This is a genomic window from Pantoea sp., assembly GCF_032114055.1.
Taxonomy (GTDB): Bacteria; Pseudomonadota; Gammaproteobacteria; order Enterobacterales; family Enterobacteriaceae; genus Pantoea.
This window is the reverse complement of sequence record NZ_DAMCTB010000010.1, coordinates 64,228-79,934: the sequence shown is the minus strand read 5'-3', so window position 1 is coordinate 79,934 and position 15,707 is coordinate 64,228. Positions and strand designations below refer to the sequence as shown.

The window sequence follows — 15,707 nt, the reverse complement described above, 5'->3', positions numbered from 1 at the left end:
GAGCAGAATTGGATTTTTACCTCATGCTGCGATTGTTCACCCTATCCCGTGTCACTGAAACTCCATCAGATTCTGCACGCTGAAGACCCACTCAGATGCGCCGGTAAGCTCAGCTATTCTCCCTTAGAGACTGGAGAGCCTGATGCAGCACTGCGACTGTAGTTGCGGAGTAAAAATGACTTATAAGCGAAGTGCTGCAATATTTATTAACGAGTTAGGGAGTTGCATAAATCAGCATCTTTTCCAGACTTAAAAGGTCAACCCTTGTCGAGGAAAAGACTATGTCAGAAGCGTTAAAAAAATGTATAGAGGCTTGCTATTTGTGCGCTGCAGCCTGTGACAACTGTGCGGCTTCATGCCTTGAAGAGGACGACCTGGATATGATGCGGGATTGTATCCGCACAGACATTCAGTGTGCCAGTCTCTGCCGATTAGCGGCGCAGTTTATGACGTTAAAAAGCGCGCACGCGAAAAAAGTCTGCATGCTATGTGCTGAATTATGCCAGGAATGCGGGGATGTATGCGCCCGGCATAAACATGATCATTGCCAGCAATGTGCTAAAGCCTGCCATCATTGCGCAGAGCAGTGCCGCAATATGGCTGCCTGATATCGAATTAAATAGCCCGCTCCGGCGGGCTGTGATGATTGTTAAAGGGTAAAGAGCATTATTGTTTATCGCCAGAAGCAGGTTTGAGTGATGCTGAACAAAAATGGAAGGCTTAAAACACCTCATTTAACGGCAGCTCAGCTATAAATTACCGATAAATGGCGTCAGTCCTTCGGGAGGCGCCAGACGTTGAATAGCCGAAAAAGTGTTATCGGGCACAGTTTATTCGATGGACGCTGAATCAACGATTGTCGTCTATGTCTCCGTATTATCGAAACCAGTAGCGGTATACCTCTCCTGAAGCACGGATATGATGTTTTTCATTAACAGGATATTTTGCAAGAGCGCATGAGGTGATCGGAATTAAACCTGACACTAAACTTTCGACATTTTATAAAATCAGAAGCCTTGCCAGCCGGTTACAGGAGGCAGGGAATAGATAATATTTTTAGTAAAAACGGCCCGTTAAACCTTTTAGTGTCTAAAGAGCATCCCGATTCACGCGGTGAGAAATATGTAATGGAATAAGTGGAACAGGGTGAGTCCGGGAAGGTTATTGTTACAGGCAAAATTCTATATAAATCATAAAACCAAAAAAAGACCGAATACGATTCCTATATTCGGTCCAGGGAAATGGCTCTCAGGGAGCCGTGCGCTAAAAGTTGGCATTTATGAAGGCGGTGACGCCTTGCCATTTAAGGTTAGATCAGCGCGGGGGAAATGCCAGTAAGCGGAGGGCCAGAGGCCATAAACCGGACCAGTTTGTGATCGCAACGGCAAAAAAAGTCAGGTGCAGCTGGCTGCCGCACCCGATAGATCTATTTACCGCACAATGCCTGGGTGCGCTCGATGATCGGCTGCAGGCTCATCATCTGGCCCGGGTGCGCTTTATCTTCGCTCTGAATCACGCTGATTGGCTGCGCTTTCACCTGTTTATTCTTAAACAGCTGGTCTGCGATATCGTTTAACGGATATTGCATCAGGGTGCTCGGGTTGATGGCAAACAGCGCCCCATCTTTCTCGCAGGTCAGCATCACCTCTTCACGATTGAAGGGCCACTTATCCTTGCCAATCTCAAAGCGGCTGACGGTAATGATTTGTGCCGCCAGCGCCTGGCCGCAGAGGGATAACAACAGGATGGCGGGGACCACTTTCTTCAGCAACATAACTACCCTTTTCTCTCTTAACGATTTCAGGCTGGCGACAGCGTGGCAAAGACGCTGACCAGCCCAACCACTCCGCACGCCAGCAGCAGTTCAAGCTGCGTCATGCGAATAAATTTCTGCTGCGTGCCGCTGCCCGCCAGGCGAAAGCGCGGAACCAGCCAATAGCGGTTAAACAGCGCCACGCCGATCATCAGGGCAACCAGCAGCACTTTGCACAGCAGCAACTCAATATAGCGCGAATCCTGCCAGGCCAGCGGCCAGCCCGCGATCATCAGGCTGTTAATGACCCCGCTCAGCAGCGTCAGTGCGACCGCCAGGTGCCCGTAGCGTGAAAACCGCATCATGGTGCGAATAGCATCAGTGCGGCGATCGATCTGGCGTGCTTCGCGCATCAGCAGCAACAGGGGCAGTAATCCCCCCGCCCAGAACGCTGACGCAATCAGATGCAGCGCATGGTTGCACTGCTGCAGTACACCGGGCCAGCCATCACGCATCGCAGCATGCCCAATCAGCGCCATTGCGACCAGCTGGAGCACGCCCGCCAGCAAGAGCAGTTGAGAGCGAACGCTGCCGGTCACGAACAGCGCGCCAGCGGCCAGCAGGCTGAACAGAATTTCACCCTGCCAGACCGTACCAAAGTGGGTGCTCAGTACCGCCAGCCAGATATCGGCGTCAGTCAGATGCGAGCTGTCGCCGCTCATCAGCACAGTCTGACAGGCCAGCATCGCCAGCGCAGTGAGCAGCGCCAGCCAGGTACTCCCCTTCATCAGCGGAAAGAGGCGCTGCGCCAGTTGCGGGCGATAACGCCGGGGCGCCAGCAGCGCGCTGTAGCAGGCACTGCCCGTCATCAGCATCACGGCGGCAAAGTGCAACGCCCGCAACACTATCCAGAGGGTGGTCACCCGCGTTACTTCACGCTGAAACGATAGTGTCCTGACGTTTTGTGTCCATCGACCGACAGGACATGCCAGTTAACCTGATAGTCACCCGCTTTCAGCGGCTGCGGCAGGCCAACAATCAGCTGCTTTTTATGGTCAGCGGCCACGCGGGCTTTGGCAGTAGCAACGGGCTTCTGATGGCTGTCCAGCAGCGTCACGCCGCTGAAGGCCGCCTCAATATCCTCGCTGAAATTCAGCGTCAGCGCATCGGGGGAGGATGTCACCTGTGCATTATCAGCAGGCACTGAAGCGTGAAGATGTGCGTGCGCGGCGGCCAGTGAGCTGAATGCCATCGTGCCGGCGGCCATCAGCGCAATAACCACACGAGAACTCTGTTTTTTCTGCATAAGATCATCCTTTTAACCGCCGCCAGGGCGGCAAACGAGGCAAAAGGATACGCTGCTGTATTTGCACTGTCGAGGCCAGCAATGCGATCCTTTATCCTTGATTCAGACCGGCGAAAACATTACTTTTGCCCGCTATCCTCAGGAGAATATTATGAGCCATAACCTTGCCCGACTGACCCAGGAAGAGAAAGACAAGATCAATGTCGACCTGGCGGCTGCGGGCGTGGCGTTTAAAGAGCGCTACAACATGCCGGTGGTTGCCGAAATGGTCGTGCAGGAACAGCCCGAAGCACTGCGTGACTGGTTCCGTCAGCGTCTGATGCACTACCGCCAGGCGTCACTCAGCCTGTCGCGCCTGCCTTATGAACCGAAGATGAAATCATGATGTTCCGCGTTATCGATACTGAAACCTGCGGTCTGCAGGGCGGCGTGGTCGAAGTCGCCTCCGTGGATGTGGTGCACGGGCAGATAGTTAATCCTATGAGCGATCTTATCCTGCCTGACCGCCCCATCAGCCGTCAGGCGATGGCAGTCCATCGCATCACCGAAGCGATGGTGGCGGGTAAACCGACCATCGAAGAGGCGATCCCGCGCTATTACGGTAGTGCGTTTTATGTGGCGCATAATGCCAGCTTTGACCGCCGGATGCTGCCGGAAATGTTCGGTGAATGGATCTGTACAATGCAGCTGGCGCGTCAGCTCTGGCCGGGCATTAAGTATGGCAACCAGGCGCTTCGCCATTCACTGAAGCTGGATGTGACGCCGCCTGCCGATCTGCACGCCCACCGCGCGCTTTATGACTGCTATGTCACGGCCGCGCTGCTCATCCGCATCATGGAAACCTCGGGCTGGAGCGCGTCCGAAATGATCGTCCGTTCACAGCCGGCAGCCCAGCGCGACGACATCCTGCCGTTCGGCAAGTATCGCGGCCAGACCATTGCGGTGATTGCCCGTAAGGATCCGGGCTACCTGAAGTGGGTACTGGATAATGTCAGCGATTTGCGCCCGCCATTGCGACAGGCGCTGCGAAAATACCTGAGCGAGCCTCAGTAATCCTGGGCTGGCGGCAACGAGCCCTGCGCCAGCCCCAGCAGGAAGGTATATTCCATCGCAATTCCCTCGTAGGCTTTGTAGCGTCCCGACTTACCGCCATGTCCGGCATCCATATCCGTGCAGAGCAGCAGCAGGTTGTTGTCGGTTTTCAGCGACCTCAGCTTCGCCACCCATTTAGCTGGCTCCCAGTACTGTACCTGCGAATCGTGCAGTCCGGTGGTGACCAGCAGGTGAGGATAGGCTTTTGCCTCCACATTGTCATAAGGGCTGTACTGACGGATGTAGCGGTAGTACGCCGGATCGTTGGGGTTGCCCCACTCGTCATATTCGCCGGTCGTCAGCGGGATCGACTCATCCAGCATTGTTGTCACCACATCCACAAACGGCACCTGCGCCACGACACCATGAAACAGCTGCGGGGCAAGGTTAATTACCGCGCCCATTAACAGGCCCCCCGCGCTGCCGCCCATCGCATAGAGCCGTTCCGGGTGGCCGAAGCCACGCGCCACCAGCGCCTTTGTCACCTCAGTAAAATCGGTGAAGCTGTTCATTTTATTCAGCAGGCGGCCACCGTCATACCACTGCTGTCCCAGCTCACCACCGCCACGCACCTGAATCAGCGCATAGACAAAACCGCGATCCAGCAGGCTCAGGCGGCTGACGCTGAAATCGGCGTCCATGCTGCTGCCGTAAGCGCCGTAGCCATAGACCAGCATCGGGTTCTGACCCGGCTGATAATGTTTACGATGATAGACCAGCGACACCGGAACTTCGGTGCCGTCGCTGACTTTGATCCAGTGATGCTCGCTTCTGTAATCGTCTGCGTTAAAGCCCTTCACCGCACTCTGTTTCAGGATACGTCGTTCGCCGGTGTCCATATCCAGCTCAAACAGCGTGGTCGGCGTCGTCATGGATGAATAGCCATAACGCAGTTTGCTGGTGCGCGGTGAGGGGTTATAGGCCAGCCAGGTGACGTAGGTCGGATCGTCAAAGGCAATGCCGCTGGTTTCGCCAGTCGCCCAGTTGATCTGCCGCAGGCTGGTTAAGCCGCGCTGACGCTCCTCGACCACCAGCCAGTCGCGGAACAGCTGAAAATCTTCCATCACCACCGATTCCCGTGGCGGGATCAGCGTCTCCCAGCGCGACTCATCCAGATAACGGCTGCGATAGAGGCCGAAGTTTTTGCCTTCCCGGTTAGAGCGAATATAAAACTGATGATCATAATGGTCGATGCTGTATTCATGGTCGCGGCGGCGCGGCAGAAAGACATGCGGCTGCGCGTCGGGAAAATTCGCGTCGATCAGCTGAATTTCGCTGGTATTGGTACTGTAGAGCGCGATCATGATGAACTGCTTGGAAGTGCTCTTGTGCACGCTGAGATGGTAGGTGTCATCCTGCTCTTCATACACCAGCTGATCATCTGACTGCGGCGTGCCCAGTTCATGGCGCCAGACCTGATAAGAGAGCAGTGTCTGCGGATGCTTACGCACATAGTAAAGGGTGCGCGAGTCGTTGCCCCAGGCGAAGCTGGATGAAGCGTTGCTCAGCACTTCAGGATACCAGCTGCCGCTCTCAAGATTGCGGAAGCGGATGCCATACTGGCGTCGCGACAGGAAGTCTTCCGCCAGCGCCATCAACCGGTTGTCCGGGCTGATATGCAGCGCGCCCATGGTGTAAAACTCGCTATGCGAGGCGCGCTGGTTGGCGTCCAGCAGCAGAGTCCACTCCCCGGACTCATCACTCGCGGCAGGCTGGCGATAATAGGCCGGGTATTCATTCCCGCTCTGATAACGGCTCTGATAGCGGTAGCCATTCTTTACATAGGGCACCGAGTGATCTTCAGGCGGCAGCCGATCAATGATCTCTTTTAACACCCGCTCCTGCAGCGGCTGCTGCGATGCCATAATCTTTTTGCCGTAGTTATTCTCGGCGCGCAGATAATCAAGGACTTCGCTGTTTTCACGTTTGTCATCGCGCAGCCAGTAATAGTTGTCAACGCGCGTCTCGCCATGCAGCGTCATCTCATGAGGAATTTTTTTTGCGACGGGGGCTTTCATCCATCATTCTCCGTGAACGTCATGATCTTTAAGCGTAACACTTCAACAGCCGGAAGCCAGAGATGGGTTCAAAGGGTTCCGCTGACGGGGGGCAACCTGCCCTGCCAGCGGTGTGTCACGGGGATTAACCGGCGGGAAGCCGGGCTTTTTCTTCGTTGAGATCCTGCTGAATGCCGTCGCGGACATCCTGCGGGATTTTTAGCGCGTCGCCCAGCGCAGAGAGGTAGCTGCGCTCCATAAAGTGATCGATGTCGATAGCCGCGCAACTCAGGAAGTAGAGTTCCAGCGCCTCCTCCTCGTTTCTGACATCGGCGGCGAGCCACTGTGGATCAAGCGGGCGGTTCATCGCCTTCTGGATCAGCTGCTCCGCATCCTGACCGTAGCCGGACTGATGAATATTCTGTTCAATAGCAGCACGCTCCTGATCGTCGATGTGCCCGTCACTTTTGGCGGCAAAGACCAGCGCCGTCACCAGGCGTTCAGCGCGCTTGTCTACCGGCGTCTGCGTCACACCAAAGTCAGGCTCATTCTGGTGCGCTTCGCTGACCCGCTGTTTATATTTGCTCCACAGCACCGCGCCCGCCGCCGCACCGCCGCCGACGATCAGCGCTTTGCCGCCATACTTCGTCAGCAGCTTGCGCGACGATTTACTGGCGATCAGCATTCCGGCCAGACCGCCCAGTGCACCAGGCGCGAGCATATCGCTTAAGCTGCCTCCTGCTTTACCCTCACCCCCCTTCTTCGCCAGCACGGACTGAATCTGTTGCAACCAGTTAGTCATCATTCACTCCTTTTACCGTATCAGCCTGCTATCCTGGCGAAACGGATGTCAGGAAACGTCAGAGCGGGAAAAGTAAGGCAAACGGCCGCGTAACCGAGAGGAAAGATGAGAACGCAAACGTTTTCGTTTATACTGCGGCCGAATTCTGACTGCTTAGGTGAATGTATGACAACTCTCGGAACCGCGCTGCGCCCGGCAGCGACGCGCGTGATGTTATTGGGTTCAGGTGAACTGGGAAAAGAGGTGGCGCTGGAGTGTCAGCGTCTGGGTGTGGAGGTGATCGCGGTGGATCGTTATGCCGATGCGCCAGCGATGCACGTCGCACATCGCAGCCATGTGATTAACATGCTGGATGGTGCAGCCCTGGCCGCACTGATCGCAGAAGAGCAGCCTGACTTTGTCGTTCCGGAAATCGAGGCGATCGCCACTGATATGCTGGTGGAGCTTGAGCAGCAGGGTCAGCGTGTCGTGCCGACTGCCCGCGCCGCCCGGCTGACTATGAATCGCGAAGGCATTCGTCGTCTGGCCGCCGAAGAGTTATCCCTGCCGACCTCCCGCTACCGCTTTGCCGACAGCAAGGCAAGCTTTGATGAGGCCGCCGCAGAGATTGGCTTCCCCTGCATCGTGAAGCCGGTCATGAGTTCATCCGGTAAAGGCCAGAGCTTTATCCGCGATGCCAGCCAGCTTGATCAGGCCTGGGACTATGCGCAACAGGGTGGCCGCGCCGGTGCCGGCCGCGTCATCGTGGAAGGCGTGGTGAATTTTGATTTCGAGATCACCCTGCTGACTATCAGCGCCGTTGATGGCATCCATTTCTGTGCGCCGATTGGTCATCGCCAGGAGGATGGGGACTATCGCGAATCGTGGCAGCCGCAGCAGATGAGCGATGTGGCGCTGCAGCGGGCGCAGGATGTGGCCGCACAGGTCGTGAAGGCGCTCGGCGGCTATGGTCTGTTTGGCGTTGAGCTGTTTGTCTGCGGGGATGAGGTGGTCTTCAGCGAAGTCTCGCCGCGCCCTCACGACACCGGGATGGTCACGCTGATTTCGCAGGATCTGTCGGAGTTTGCGCTGCACGTGCGGGCCTTTCTCGGCCTGCCGATTGGCGGGATCCGCCAGTATGGTCCCTCCGCTTCCGCCGTGATCCTGCCGCAGCTGACCAGCCAGAATGTGCAGTTTGTGAATGTCGAAGCGGCGCTGGGTGCGGGTCTGCAACTGCGCCTGTTCGGCAAGCCGGAGATCAGCGGGCAGCGGCGTCTGGGCGTCGCGCTGGCCAGCGGTGACAGCACCACTCAGGCGATTGCACGTGCGGTTGCCAGCGCCAATGCCGTCATCGTTCAGGGATAATACGCAGGCGGTGAGCAGACGCTCACCGCAATGACTTACTTCGCGCCCTCTACCGCTTCACGGGCCAGGCGGGTAATACGATCCCAGTCGCCCGCTTCCAGCGCGTCGTTGGGCACCAGCCAGGAACCGCCGATGCAGAGTACGCTCTTCAGCGCCAGATAGTCGCGGTAGTTGGCGGGAGAGATGCCGCCGGTCGGGCAGAAACGCACCTGCGGGAAGGGTCCGCCAATCGCCTGCAGCGCCTTTACCCCGCCATTGGCCTCCGCCGGGAAAAATTTAAACTCGCGCAAACCGTAGTCCATACCGGTCATTAACTCCGAAACGGTGCTGATGCCCGGGATCAACGGAACAGGTCCTTCGACGGCCGCTTTCAGCAGGGATTCCGTTACGCCAGGGCTGATGACAAACTGCGCGCCAGCCTCGGTGACTTCCTGCAGCTGTTGCGGATTAATCACCGTACCCGCGCCGACAATCGCCTCAGGCACCTCTCTGATCATCGCGCGCAGGGCCTCCATCGCGACAGGCGTGCGCAGCGTCACTTCCAGCACTTTCACGCCACCTGCCACCAGCGCCTTCGCCATCGGCACAGCATGCTCCAGTTTATTGACAACGATGACCGGCACGACGGGTCCGGTAGTCAGAATCTGTTCAGCACTTATTTTCCAGTTTTTCATCAATTCCCCTTGTCGGATAACACCGGGATTGCGGCCCGATCATGGAGCATCCGCTCCTGCCCTGTGAATTTCGTCACTACCATACATGATTCGCTTCCTGAGCGTCTATCACTCCGCTACCATTTTGAAACGGCAGTTCATTTTCCTTTGTCTCAGGCGGGCAGGCACAGGCCAAAAAAAAGCCCGCATTGCGGGCTTTCTCGTAACATCCGTTATTCAAACTCGTTCCACGAACGACCATCGCGGGTGATCATCGCGACCGAGGCCACCGGGCCCCAGGTACCGGCCTGATAGGGCTTGGACGAGTCGCCATCGGCGGCCCAGGCGTTGATGATGGAATCCACATAGGTCCATGCAGCTTCAACCTCATCACGGCGGACGAACAGCGCCTGAATGCCACGCATGCTCTCCAGCAGCAGACGCTCGTAGGCATCGGCTAGGTGCGACTGGTTAAAGGTTTCGGAGTAGCTCAGGTCCAGCTTGGTCGTCTGCAGCTTATGTTTGTGATCCAGACCCGGCACTTTATTCAGGATTTCGATGTCGACCCCTTCATCCGGCTGCAGACGAATTGTCAGCTTGTTCTGCGGCAGCTCGGAGTAAGAATCTTTAAACAGGTTCATCTCCGGGTTTTTGAAATAGACCACGACTTCAGAACATTTCGTCGGCAGACGCTTACCGGTGCGCAGGTAGAACGGGACACCCGCCCAGCGCCAGTTGTCGATATCCACCCGGATAGCGACAAAGGTTTCTGTTGAGCTGGACTTGTTGGCCCCCTCTTCTTCCAGATAGCCCGGAACCTTTTTACCCTGTACGAAGCCTGCGGTGTATTGACCCCGGACGGTTTTTTCGCGCACGTTGGTCTGGTCGATGCGGCGCAGTGAGCGCAGGACTTTGACTTTCTCATCGCGGATGCTGTCGGCGCTGAGATCGGATGGCGGCGACATGGCGATCATGGTCAGGATCTGCAGCAGGTGGTTCTGGATCATGTCACGCATCTGGCCCGCTTTATCGAAGTAACCCCAGCGGCCTTCGATTCCCACCTCTTCGGCTACGGTGATCTGCACGTGGTCGATGGTGCGGTTATCCCAGTTGTTAACAAAGATTGAGTTGGCAAAACGCAGCGCCAGCAGGTTCAGCACGGTCTCTTTGCCGAGATAGTGGTCGATACGGAACACCTGGCTCTCGTCAAAATATTCGCCAACGCTGTCGTTGATCTCCTGCGACGTTTCCAGAGAGGTGCCCAGCGGCTTTTCCATCACCACGCGCGCCGGTTTCGCGTTCAGCTTCGCGGTGCCCAGCCCCTGACAGATCGCGCCAAAGGTGCTTGGTGGCATCGCAAAATAGTTAATGGTGGTGCGGTTCTTCTGGTCCAGCATTTTACCCAGTTTCGGGAAGTGCGTGGTGTCGTTGACATCGAGGTTACAGAAGTCGAGACGATTGCTGAGTTTGTCCCACAGCGCTTCGTCAATCTTCTCCTTCATGAAGGTTTCCAGTGCTTCGCGTACCACTTTGGTGTATTCCGCTTTATCCCACTCAGCACGGCCCACCCCAATGATGCGGGTTTCAGCGTGGATCTGACCCGCTTTCTCTAACTGATACAGTGAAGGCAACAGTTTACGGCGTGCAAGATCGCCTTTGGCACCGAAAATCACCAGATCGCATGCCTGGGCTGTTTGTGTTACCGCCATTTTCCTCTCCTCATTGCAGGATAGTCCGGTGGAGATGCATCCTCAGCCACCGGGTCCAGGTTATTATTTTCCTGAGCACACTCTACTTTTTTCCCTGCGCCAGGTAAACCGACTCGCCAGGTCAACCGCATTAACTCTGAACCGGATAAGCCAGGTGCGTGTGATGACCCGTGCGGATGGCGATTTTTTTTCTGTTTCTGCGGGTGTCAGGCGTGCCAGCATGAAACAAAGTATCGCAAATCAGGAGGCTGCCGGCTTGTCCGCCGTTGCGCTTGCCAGGTGCTGATGCAGCAGCGGTTCCGTTCATCCTTACCGGCAACAGGGATAACCGAAGAGAAACATTCCCGGGCGTCGCTTTTCTGCCGTCAGGGGGGAGCTGGCGTTGCCTCTGATGAGAGGCAGAAGCAAGGGTCGATGACGATAACCATGCAGAGAACGACGGCCACAACGGCTTTGCCCCCCCTCACCGGTCTGCAATCTGGTCAGGGTCAGCTGAACAGCTCGCGCTGCTGCAGGCCAGGAGATGCGCCTTCTTCAGCCCGGTAACCCCCGGCTTAGCCGTGCACAACGCCTTTGGCACGCTGTGTTTAATCTGCCGGTCATCAGGCGGGACGATATTGTGATCCAGCGCATGAGTTGGGTAAATAGTCGAGCCGGTGACGTTTTTGTTTTCATTTCACATTCTGGGCGCACAAAAAATATGGTAGAACTGGCTCGCCTGGCCCGTGTAAACGGTTCCACCCGGGTTGCCGTCATTTTTCCTGATTCACTCCTGGCTCATGAAGCTGTCGCTTTAGTGCCTGATGTACCGGGTGATACTGATGTCTGTCTGCCGGGGTATTGCGCCTGGCGTAGTTAACCATGATCGATGTGCTGGCGACGGGTTCTCCTGGAACGGGCGCCCCTTCAGGAAAAACCTGCAATGCGTGAAAATGATGTTTAAAGCGTCGCATTATGAAAAATTCACACCGCGGGAAGAGGATAATCAGCAAAAAAATTAACATCACATTTACAATGTGAGTCGTATCACAACTCATCGATCATATAGAATAGATAACCCTGTTGTGTCCTCCCACCGGGGCACGCTTAAATGTTTACGGAGTCCTCGATGTCAAGACGTCTCAGAAGAACCAAAATCGTTACAACCCTCGGCCCGGCTACCGATCGTGATAATAACCTCGAAAAAATCATCGCCGCCGGTGCCAACGTTGTACGACTCAACTTCTCTCACGGCACGCCAGAAGATCATCAGTTACGTGCCGATAAAGTGCGCGAGATCGCCGCAAAACTGGGGCGCCACGTCGCCATCCTCGGCGACCTGCAGGGCCCAAAAATCCGCGTGTCGACCTTCAAGGAAGGTAAAGTTTTCCTGAATATCGGCGACCGTTTCCTGCTGGATGCCAGCCTGGGTAAAGGCGAAGGCGACAAAGAGCGCGTTGGTATCGACTATAAAGGGCTGCCGGAAGATGTCGTGCCTGGCGATATCCTGCTGCTGGATGATGGCCGCGTACAGCTGAAAGTGCTGGAAGTTCAGCAGATGAAAGTGTTCACGGAAGTGACCGTAGGTGGCCCGCTGTCAAATAACAAAGGCATTAACAAACTGGGCGGTGGCCTGTCTGCAGAAGCACTGACTGAAAAAGATAAGGCAGACATCATCACCGCGGCGAAGATTCAGGTCGACTATCTGGCTGTCTCCTTCCCACGCTGTGGCGAAGATATGAACCTGGCGCGTCGTCTGGCGCGCGAAGCGGGTTGTGACGCGAAGCTGGTCGCAAAAGTGGAACGTGCTGAAGCGGTCGCCACTCAGGAAGCCATGGATGACATCATTCTGGCGTCAGATGTCGTGATGGTGGCGCGTGGTGACCTGGGTGTTGAGATTGGCGATCCGGAACTGGTCGGCATTCAGAAAGCGTTGATCCGCCGTGCCCGCCAGCTTAACCGTACCATTATTACCGCGACGCAGATGATGGAGTCGATGATTACCAATCCGATGCCAACCCGAGCCGAAGTCATGGACGTGGCGAACGCCGTACTGGATGGCACGGATGCGGTCATGCTTTCCGCTGAAACGGCGGCAGGTCAGTATCCGGCTGAAACCGTCTCGGCGATGGCCAAGGTCTGTCTGGGCGCGGAGAAAATCCCCAGCGTCAACGTCTCCAAGCACCGTCTGGATGTGCAGTTCGACAACATCGAAGAAGCCATCGCGATGTCCTCGATGTACGCCGCGAACCATCTGCAGGGCGTGACGGCGATTATCACCATGACCGAGTCAGGTCGTACGCCGCTGATGACCTCACGTATCACGTCGGGCCTGCCGATTTTCGCCATGTCACGCCATGAACGCACGCTGAACCTTACTGCGCTTTACCGGGGTGTGACACCGGTCTTCTTCGACAGCAACAACGACGGCGTCGCGGCGGCACACGATGCCGTTAACCTGCTGCGTGACAAAGGCTTTCTGGTCTCCGGTGATCTGGTCATCGTGACCCAGGGCGATGTCATGGGGGCAACCGGCACCACCAACACTTCCCGTGTACTGCGCGTGGATTAATTGCGCCCGCATTAACATTGTCGGTGTAGAATCAACAACGCGACTGCCTGGCAGTCGCGTTTTCTTTTCTGACAAGGAGGCCAGATGGCCCGTTTTCACCCCATCAGCCAGCTTACCGGCCGAATTTTACTCTTTCCTCTGGCGTTAGTGCTGTTCGAATTTGCCACCTATATTGCGCATGACATGATCCAGCCAGGCATGCTGATCGTTACCCGCGAATTCGCTGTCGGCCCGGAATGGGTCTCTACCTCACTGACCGCTTATCTGATTGGCGGCGTAGTGCTGCAATGGCTGCTCGGCCCGCTCTCTGATAAATATGGCCGCCGCCCGGTGATGCTCACCGGTATTCTCTTCTTTGCCGTCGCCTGCATTCTGACCCACTGGGTCAGCTCAATTGAAGAGTTTGTCAGCCTGCGCTTTATTCAGGGTATCAGCCTCTGCTTTATCGGCGCGGTCGGCTACGCAGCGATTCAGGAGGCATTCGATGAAGCACTGGCGGTGCGTATGATGGCGCTGATGGCTAACGTGGCGCTGCTGGCCCCGCTGGCTGGCCCGCTGGCCGGTGCCGCCTGGCTCACCCTCGGCAGCTGGCGTAGCATGTTCTGGCTGTTTGCCGCCTGCAGCGTGGTCGCGTTTGTGGTGCTGTGGCGCGTAATGCCGGAAACCGCAGGCGACCGCAGTCACTCAATCGCCCTGCCCAGTCTGGCGCGCAACTATGGCCGGCTGATGAAAGACCGGCTGGTGATGTCAGGCTCCTTTGCCATCGGGCTGGTGTTTATTCCGATTCTGACCTGGGTGGCGCTCTCTCCGGTCATCCTGATGCATGATGAGGGACTGTCCCGCATGCAGTATGCCCTGCTGCAGCTGCCGGTGTTTATGGCGATGATTGCGGGCAACCTGACGCTGAGTAAGCTGGCTGGCCGAGTGCCGATTGAGCGGCCGGTGATTTTCGCCGCCTGGCCGATTCTGATCGGCCTGAGCCTGGCGCTGGTGGCGAGCCTGCTGAACAGCCACGCCTGGCTGCTGGTGACGGCCGGGCTGAGCCTCTACGCCTTTGGCGCGGGCATGGTCAACGCCGGACTTTATCGCCTGACGCTCTATGCGAGCCAGGAAGGTAAAGGCAGCGTGGCGGCAATGCTGGGGATGATCAGTATTATGACCCTGGCGGCAGGGATTGAGCTGGCAAAGAGTGGTTACTTCAGCGGCGGCATGTTGTGGTTCAGCCTGATCAACTTTACCAGTGGCGTGCTCTGGTTCGGGCTGGTGACGCTATTTATGCGTGAGCGTCAACGTCGCAGCACGCTGAAGGCGTTGTAAAACAGCTCGCAGGATGCATTCAGGCCTGTGGCAACGCATCACAGGCCTGACACTCTGACACGTGACGCTTGCCGCCCCGGTTTTCTCTGCCTGACGTTTATGACGCCTGGCATGGGTTGCAAGACAATAAAAAAGGCCGCTTGCGCGGCCTTTCTGCTATTTGCGTGGATAGAGCTCTTTACGCGAATAGGGTTCGATATCGCCCTCTTTACGGGTTTTGAGCAGCTTCAGTATCCAGGTGTATTGTTCCGGGTGCGGACGGACCAGTACCTCCACTTCCTCATTCATCCGTCGAGCCAGCTGGCGATCGTCGGCGTCCAGCAGATCGTCCATTGGCGGACGGACATAGATCTCAAGTTTATGTGTTTCGCTGTTATAGACCGGAAATAGGGGTATCACGCGGGCGCGGCACACCTTCATCAGCCGCCCTACCGCAGGCAGGGTCGCTTTATAGGTTGCGAAGAAATCAACAAACTCGCTGTGCTCAGCGCCGTGATCCTGGTCAGGCAGATAGTAGCCCCAGTAGCCCTGTCGTACCGAACTGATAAAGGGTTTAATGCCGTCATTCCGGGCATGCATCCGTCCACCGTAACGACGGCGGGCGGTGTTCCAGGCATAGTCCAGCAGCGGGTCACTCTGATTGTGGAACATTGCCGCCATCTTCTGGCCTTCAGACGCCAGCAGCATGGCAGGAATATCCACCGCCCAGCCGTGTGGCACCAGAAAAATGACATTTTGCTGCTCAGCCTTCATCTGATCGATGATTTCACGGCCATGCCACTCAACCCGCTCACGAATGCGCGCCGGGTCACGCAGCACCAGCTCGGTCATCATGGTCATCGCCTGCGGCGCGGTCGCAAACATCTCATCGACCACCGTGGCGCGCTGCGCCTCGCTGAGTTCCGGCAGGCAGTAGTAGAGGTTAATCAGCGCACGACGACGTGCCCCTTTTGCCAGCTTGCCGGCAAAGCGGCCTAAACGGCCCAGTAGCGGATCGCGCACTTTCGGCGGCAGATACGCCAGCCCGGCCAGCGCGCCAATTGCCAGCCAGCTGCCCCAGTATTGTGGTTTTAAAAAAGAACGTTCAAAAACGGGAATAAATTCAATGTTATTTTTTTTACGGGTTTCCATGCACTCGCCTCAAGCAATGACCGGCTAATGATAGTGACCACCTGAAAATTTG

At 56.5% G+C, this 15,707-nt stretch carries 14 protein-coding genes; 6 read left to right on the top strand and 8 right to left on the bottom strand.

The features are described 5' to 3' along the window. Nucleotides 1-281: 281 nt before the first annotated feature. Nucleotides 282-608 carry a four-helix bundle copper-binding protein gene (locus RT657_RS15980; RefSeq protein ID WP_313655624.1) on the top strand — a complete coding sequence of 109 codons (327 nt, stop codon included), beginning with the start codon at nt 282-284 and terminating at the stop codon, nt 606-608. A gap of 818 nt (nt 609-1,426) precedes the next feature. On the opposite strand, the gene RT657_RS15975 is transcribed toward RT657_RS15980, so the two are convergent. The 3 genes from RT657_RS15975 to copC are packed head-to-tail and all read right to left on the bottom strand — an operon-like array spanning nt 1,427 to nt 3,059. After that, nucleotides 1,427-1,774: a YebY family protein gene (locus RT657_RS15975; protein ID WP_313655623.1), complete on the bottom strand. Its 348-nt coding sequence runs from the start codon at nt 1,772-1,774 to the stop codon at nt 1,427-1,429. 26 nt (nt 1,775-1,800) lie between these two features. Next, nucleotides 1,801-2,676 carry a copper homeostasis membrane protein CopD gene (gene copD, locus RT657_RS15970; RefSeq protein WP_313655621.1) on the bottom strand — a complete coding sequence of 292 codons (876 nt, stop codon included), beginning with the start codon at nt 2,674-2,676 and terminating at the stop codon, nt 1,801-1,803. A 5-nt stretch (nt 2,677-2,681) separates the two neighbouring features. Beyond that, on the bottom strand, nt 2,682-3,059 hold the full coding sequence (gene copC, locus RT657_RS15965; RefSeq protein WP_313655620.1) for a copper homeostasis periplasmic binding protein CopC: 378 nt from the start codon (nt 3,057-3,059) through the stop codon (nt 2,682-2,684). A gap of 151 nt (nt 3,060-3,210) precedes the next feature. On the opposite strand from copC, the gene RT657_RS15960 reads away from it, so the two are divergent. Both RT657_RS15960 and exoX read left to right on the top strand, forming a co-directional pair. Next, entirely contained in the window at nt 3,211-3,444 is a 234-nt protein-coding gene (locus RT657_RS15960) for a DNA polymerase III subunit theta (protein WP_313655619.1), read from the top strand. Continuing rightward, entirely contained in the window at nt 3,441-4,112 is a 672-nt protein-coding gene (gene exoX, locus RT657_RS15955; RefSeq protein WP_313655618.1) for an exodeoxyribonuclease X, read from the top strand. Before RT657_RS15960 ends, exoX begins: the two co-directional genes overlap by 4 nt. Here exoX and RT657_RS15950 read toward each other — a convergent pair. Both RT657_RS15950 and RT657_RS15945 read right to left on the bottom strand, forming a co-directional pair. Continuing rightward, a complete protein-coding gene (locus tag RT657_RS15950; protein ID WP_313655616.1) occupies nt 4,106-6,169 on the bottom strand; it encodes a prolyl oligopeptidase family serine peptidase in 2,064 nt (687 codons plus the stop codon). The two genes, exoX and RT657_RS15950, sit on opposite strands and share 7 nt — an antisense overlap. 124 nt (nt 6,170-6,293) lie before the next feature. Next, nucleotides 6,294-6,950, bottom strand: a complete 657-nt coding sequence (locus RT657_RS15945) for a DUF533 domain-containing protein (protein WP_313655713.1) — start codon at nt 6,948-6,950, stop codon at nt 6,294-6,296. 165 nt (nt 6,951-7,115) lie between these two features. On the opposite strand from RT657_RS15945, the gene purT reads away from it, so the two are divergent. Continuing rightward, complete coding sequence (gene purT, locus RT657_RS15940) at nt 7,116-8,294, top strand: formate-dependent phosphoribosylglycinamide formyltransferase (protein WP_313655615.1); 1,179 nt, start codon at nt 7,116-7,118, stop codon at nt 8,292-8,294. Between the two features lie 35 nt (nt 8,295-8,329). Here the strand turns inward: purT and RT657_RS15935 are convergent, their stop codons facing one another. Together RT657_RS15935 and zwf are read right to left on the bottom strand one after the other, a co-directional pair. Further along, a complete protein-coding gene (locus RT657_RS15935; RefSeq protein WP_313655614.1) occupies nt 8,330-8,968 on the bottom strand; it encodes a bifunctional 4-hydroxy-2-oxoglutarate aldolase/2-dehydro-3-deoxy-phosphogluconate aldolase in 639 nt (212 codons plus the stop codon). Between the two features lie 212 nt (nt 8,969-9,180). Continuing rightward, nucleotides 9,181-10,656, bottom strand: coding sequence for a glucose-6-phosphate dehydrogenase (gene zwf, locus RT657_RS15930; protein WP_111139774.1), 1,476 nt, complete (start codon nt 10,654-10,656; stop codon nt 9,181-9,183). Between the two features lie 1,108 nt (nt 10,657-11,764). Between zwf and pyk the strand changes: the two genes are divergently transcribed. Both pyk and RT657_RS15915 read left to right on the top strand, forming a co-directional pair. Beyond that, on the top strand, nt 11,765-13,207 hold the full coding sequence (gene pyk, locus RT657_RS15920) for a pyruvate kinase (protein WP_111139775.1): 1,443 nt from the start codon (nt 11,765-11,767) through the stop codon (nt 13,205-13,207). 84 nt (nt 13,208-13,291) lie between these two features. Beyond that, on the top strand, nt 13,292-14,524 hold the full coding sequence (locus tag RT657_RS15915; RefSeq protein WP_313655612.1) for an MFS transporter: 1,233 nt from the start codon (nt 13,292-13,294) through the stop codon (nt 14,522-14,524). Between the two features lie 156 nt (nt 14,525-14,680). On the opposite strand, the gene lpxM is transcribed toward RT657_RS15915, so the two are convergent. After that, a complete protein-coding gene (gene lpxM, locus RT657_RS15910) occupies nt 14,681-15,655 on the bottom strand; it encodes a lauroyl-Kdo(2)-lipid IV(A) myristoyltransferase (protein ID WP_313655611.1) in 975 nt (324 codons plus the stop codon). Nucleotides 15,656-15,707 lie beyond the last annotated feature (52 nt).

What these genes read in the sequence shown, in the direction of transcription:
- RT657_RS15980 (WP_313655624.1), top strand. Translation starts at nt 282, where the DNA reads ATGTCAGAAGCGTTAAAAAAATGTATAGAGGCTTGCTATTTGTGCGCT.
- RT657_RS15975 (WP_313655623.1), bottom strand. Translation starts at nt 1,774, where the DNA reads ATGTTGCTGAAGAAAGTGGTCCCCGCCATCCTGTTGTTATCCCTCTGC.
- copC (WP_313655620.1), bottom strand. Translation starts at nt 3,059, where the DNA reads ATGCAGAAAAAACAGAGTTCTCGTGTGGTTATTGCGCTGATGGCCGCC.
- RT657_RS15960 (WP_313655619.1), top strand. Translation starts at nt 3,211, where the DNA reads ATGAGCCATAACCTTGCCCGACTGACCCAGGAAGAGAAAGACAAGATC.
- exoX (WP_313655618.1), top strand. Translation starts at nt 3,441, where the DNA reads ATGATGTTCCGCGTTATCGATACTGAAACCTGCGGTCTGCAGGGCGGC.
- RT657_RS15950 (WP_313655616.1), bottom strand. Translation starts at nt 6,169, where the DNA reads ATGAAAGCCCCCGTCGCAAAAAAAATTCCTCATGAGATGACGCTGCAT.
- RT657_RS15945 (WP_313655713.1), bottom strand. Translation starts at nt 6,950, where the DNA reads ATGACTAACTGGTTGCAACAGATTCAGTCCGTGCTGGCGAAGAAGGGG.
- purT (WP_313655615.1), top strand. Translation starts at nt 7,116, where the DNA reads ATGACAACTCTCGGAACCGCGCTGCGCCCGGCAGCGACGCGCGTGATG.
- RT657_RS15935 (WP_313655614.1), bottom strand. Translation starts at nt 8,968, where the DNA reads ATGAAAAACTGGAAAATAAGTGCTGAACAGATTCTGACTACCGGACCC.
- zwf (WP_111139774.1), bottom strand. Translation starts at nt 10,656, where the DNA reads ATGGCGGTAACACAAACAGCCCAGGCATGCGATCTGGTGATTTTCGGT.
- pyk (WP_111139775.1), top strand. Translation starts at nt 11,765, where the DNA reads ATGTCAAGACGTCTCAGAAGAACCAAAATCGTTACAACCCTCGGCCCG.
- RT657_RS15915 (WP_313655612.1), top strand. Translation starts at nt 13,292, where the DNA reads ATGGCCCGTTTTCACCCCATCAGCCAGCTTACCGGCCGAATTTTACTC.
- lpxM (WP_313655611.1), bottom strand. Translation starts at nt 15,655, where the DNA reads ATGGAAACCCGTAAAAAAAATAACATTGAATTTATTCCCGTTTTTGAA.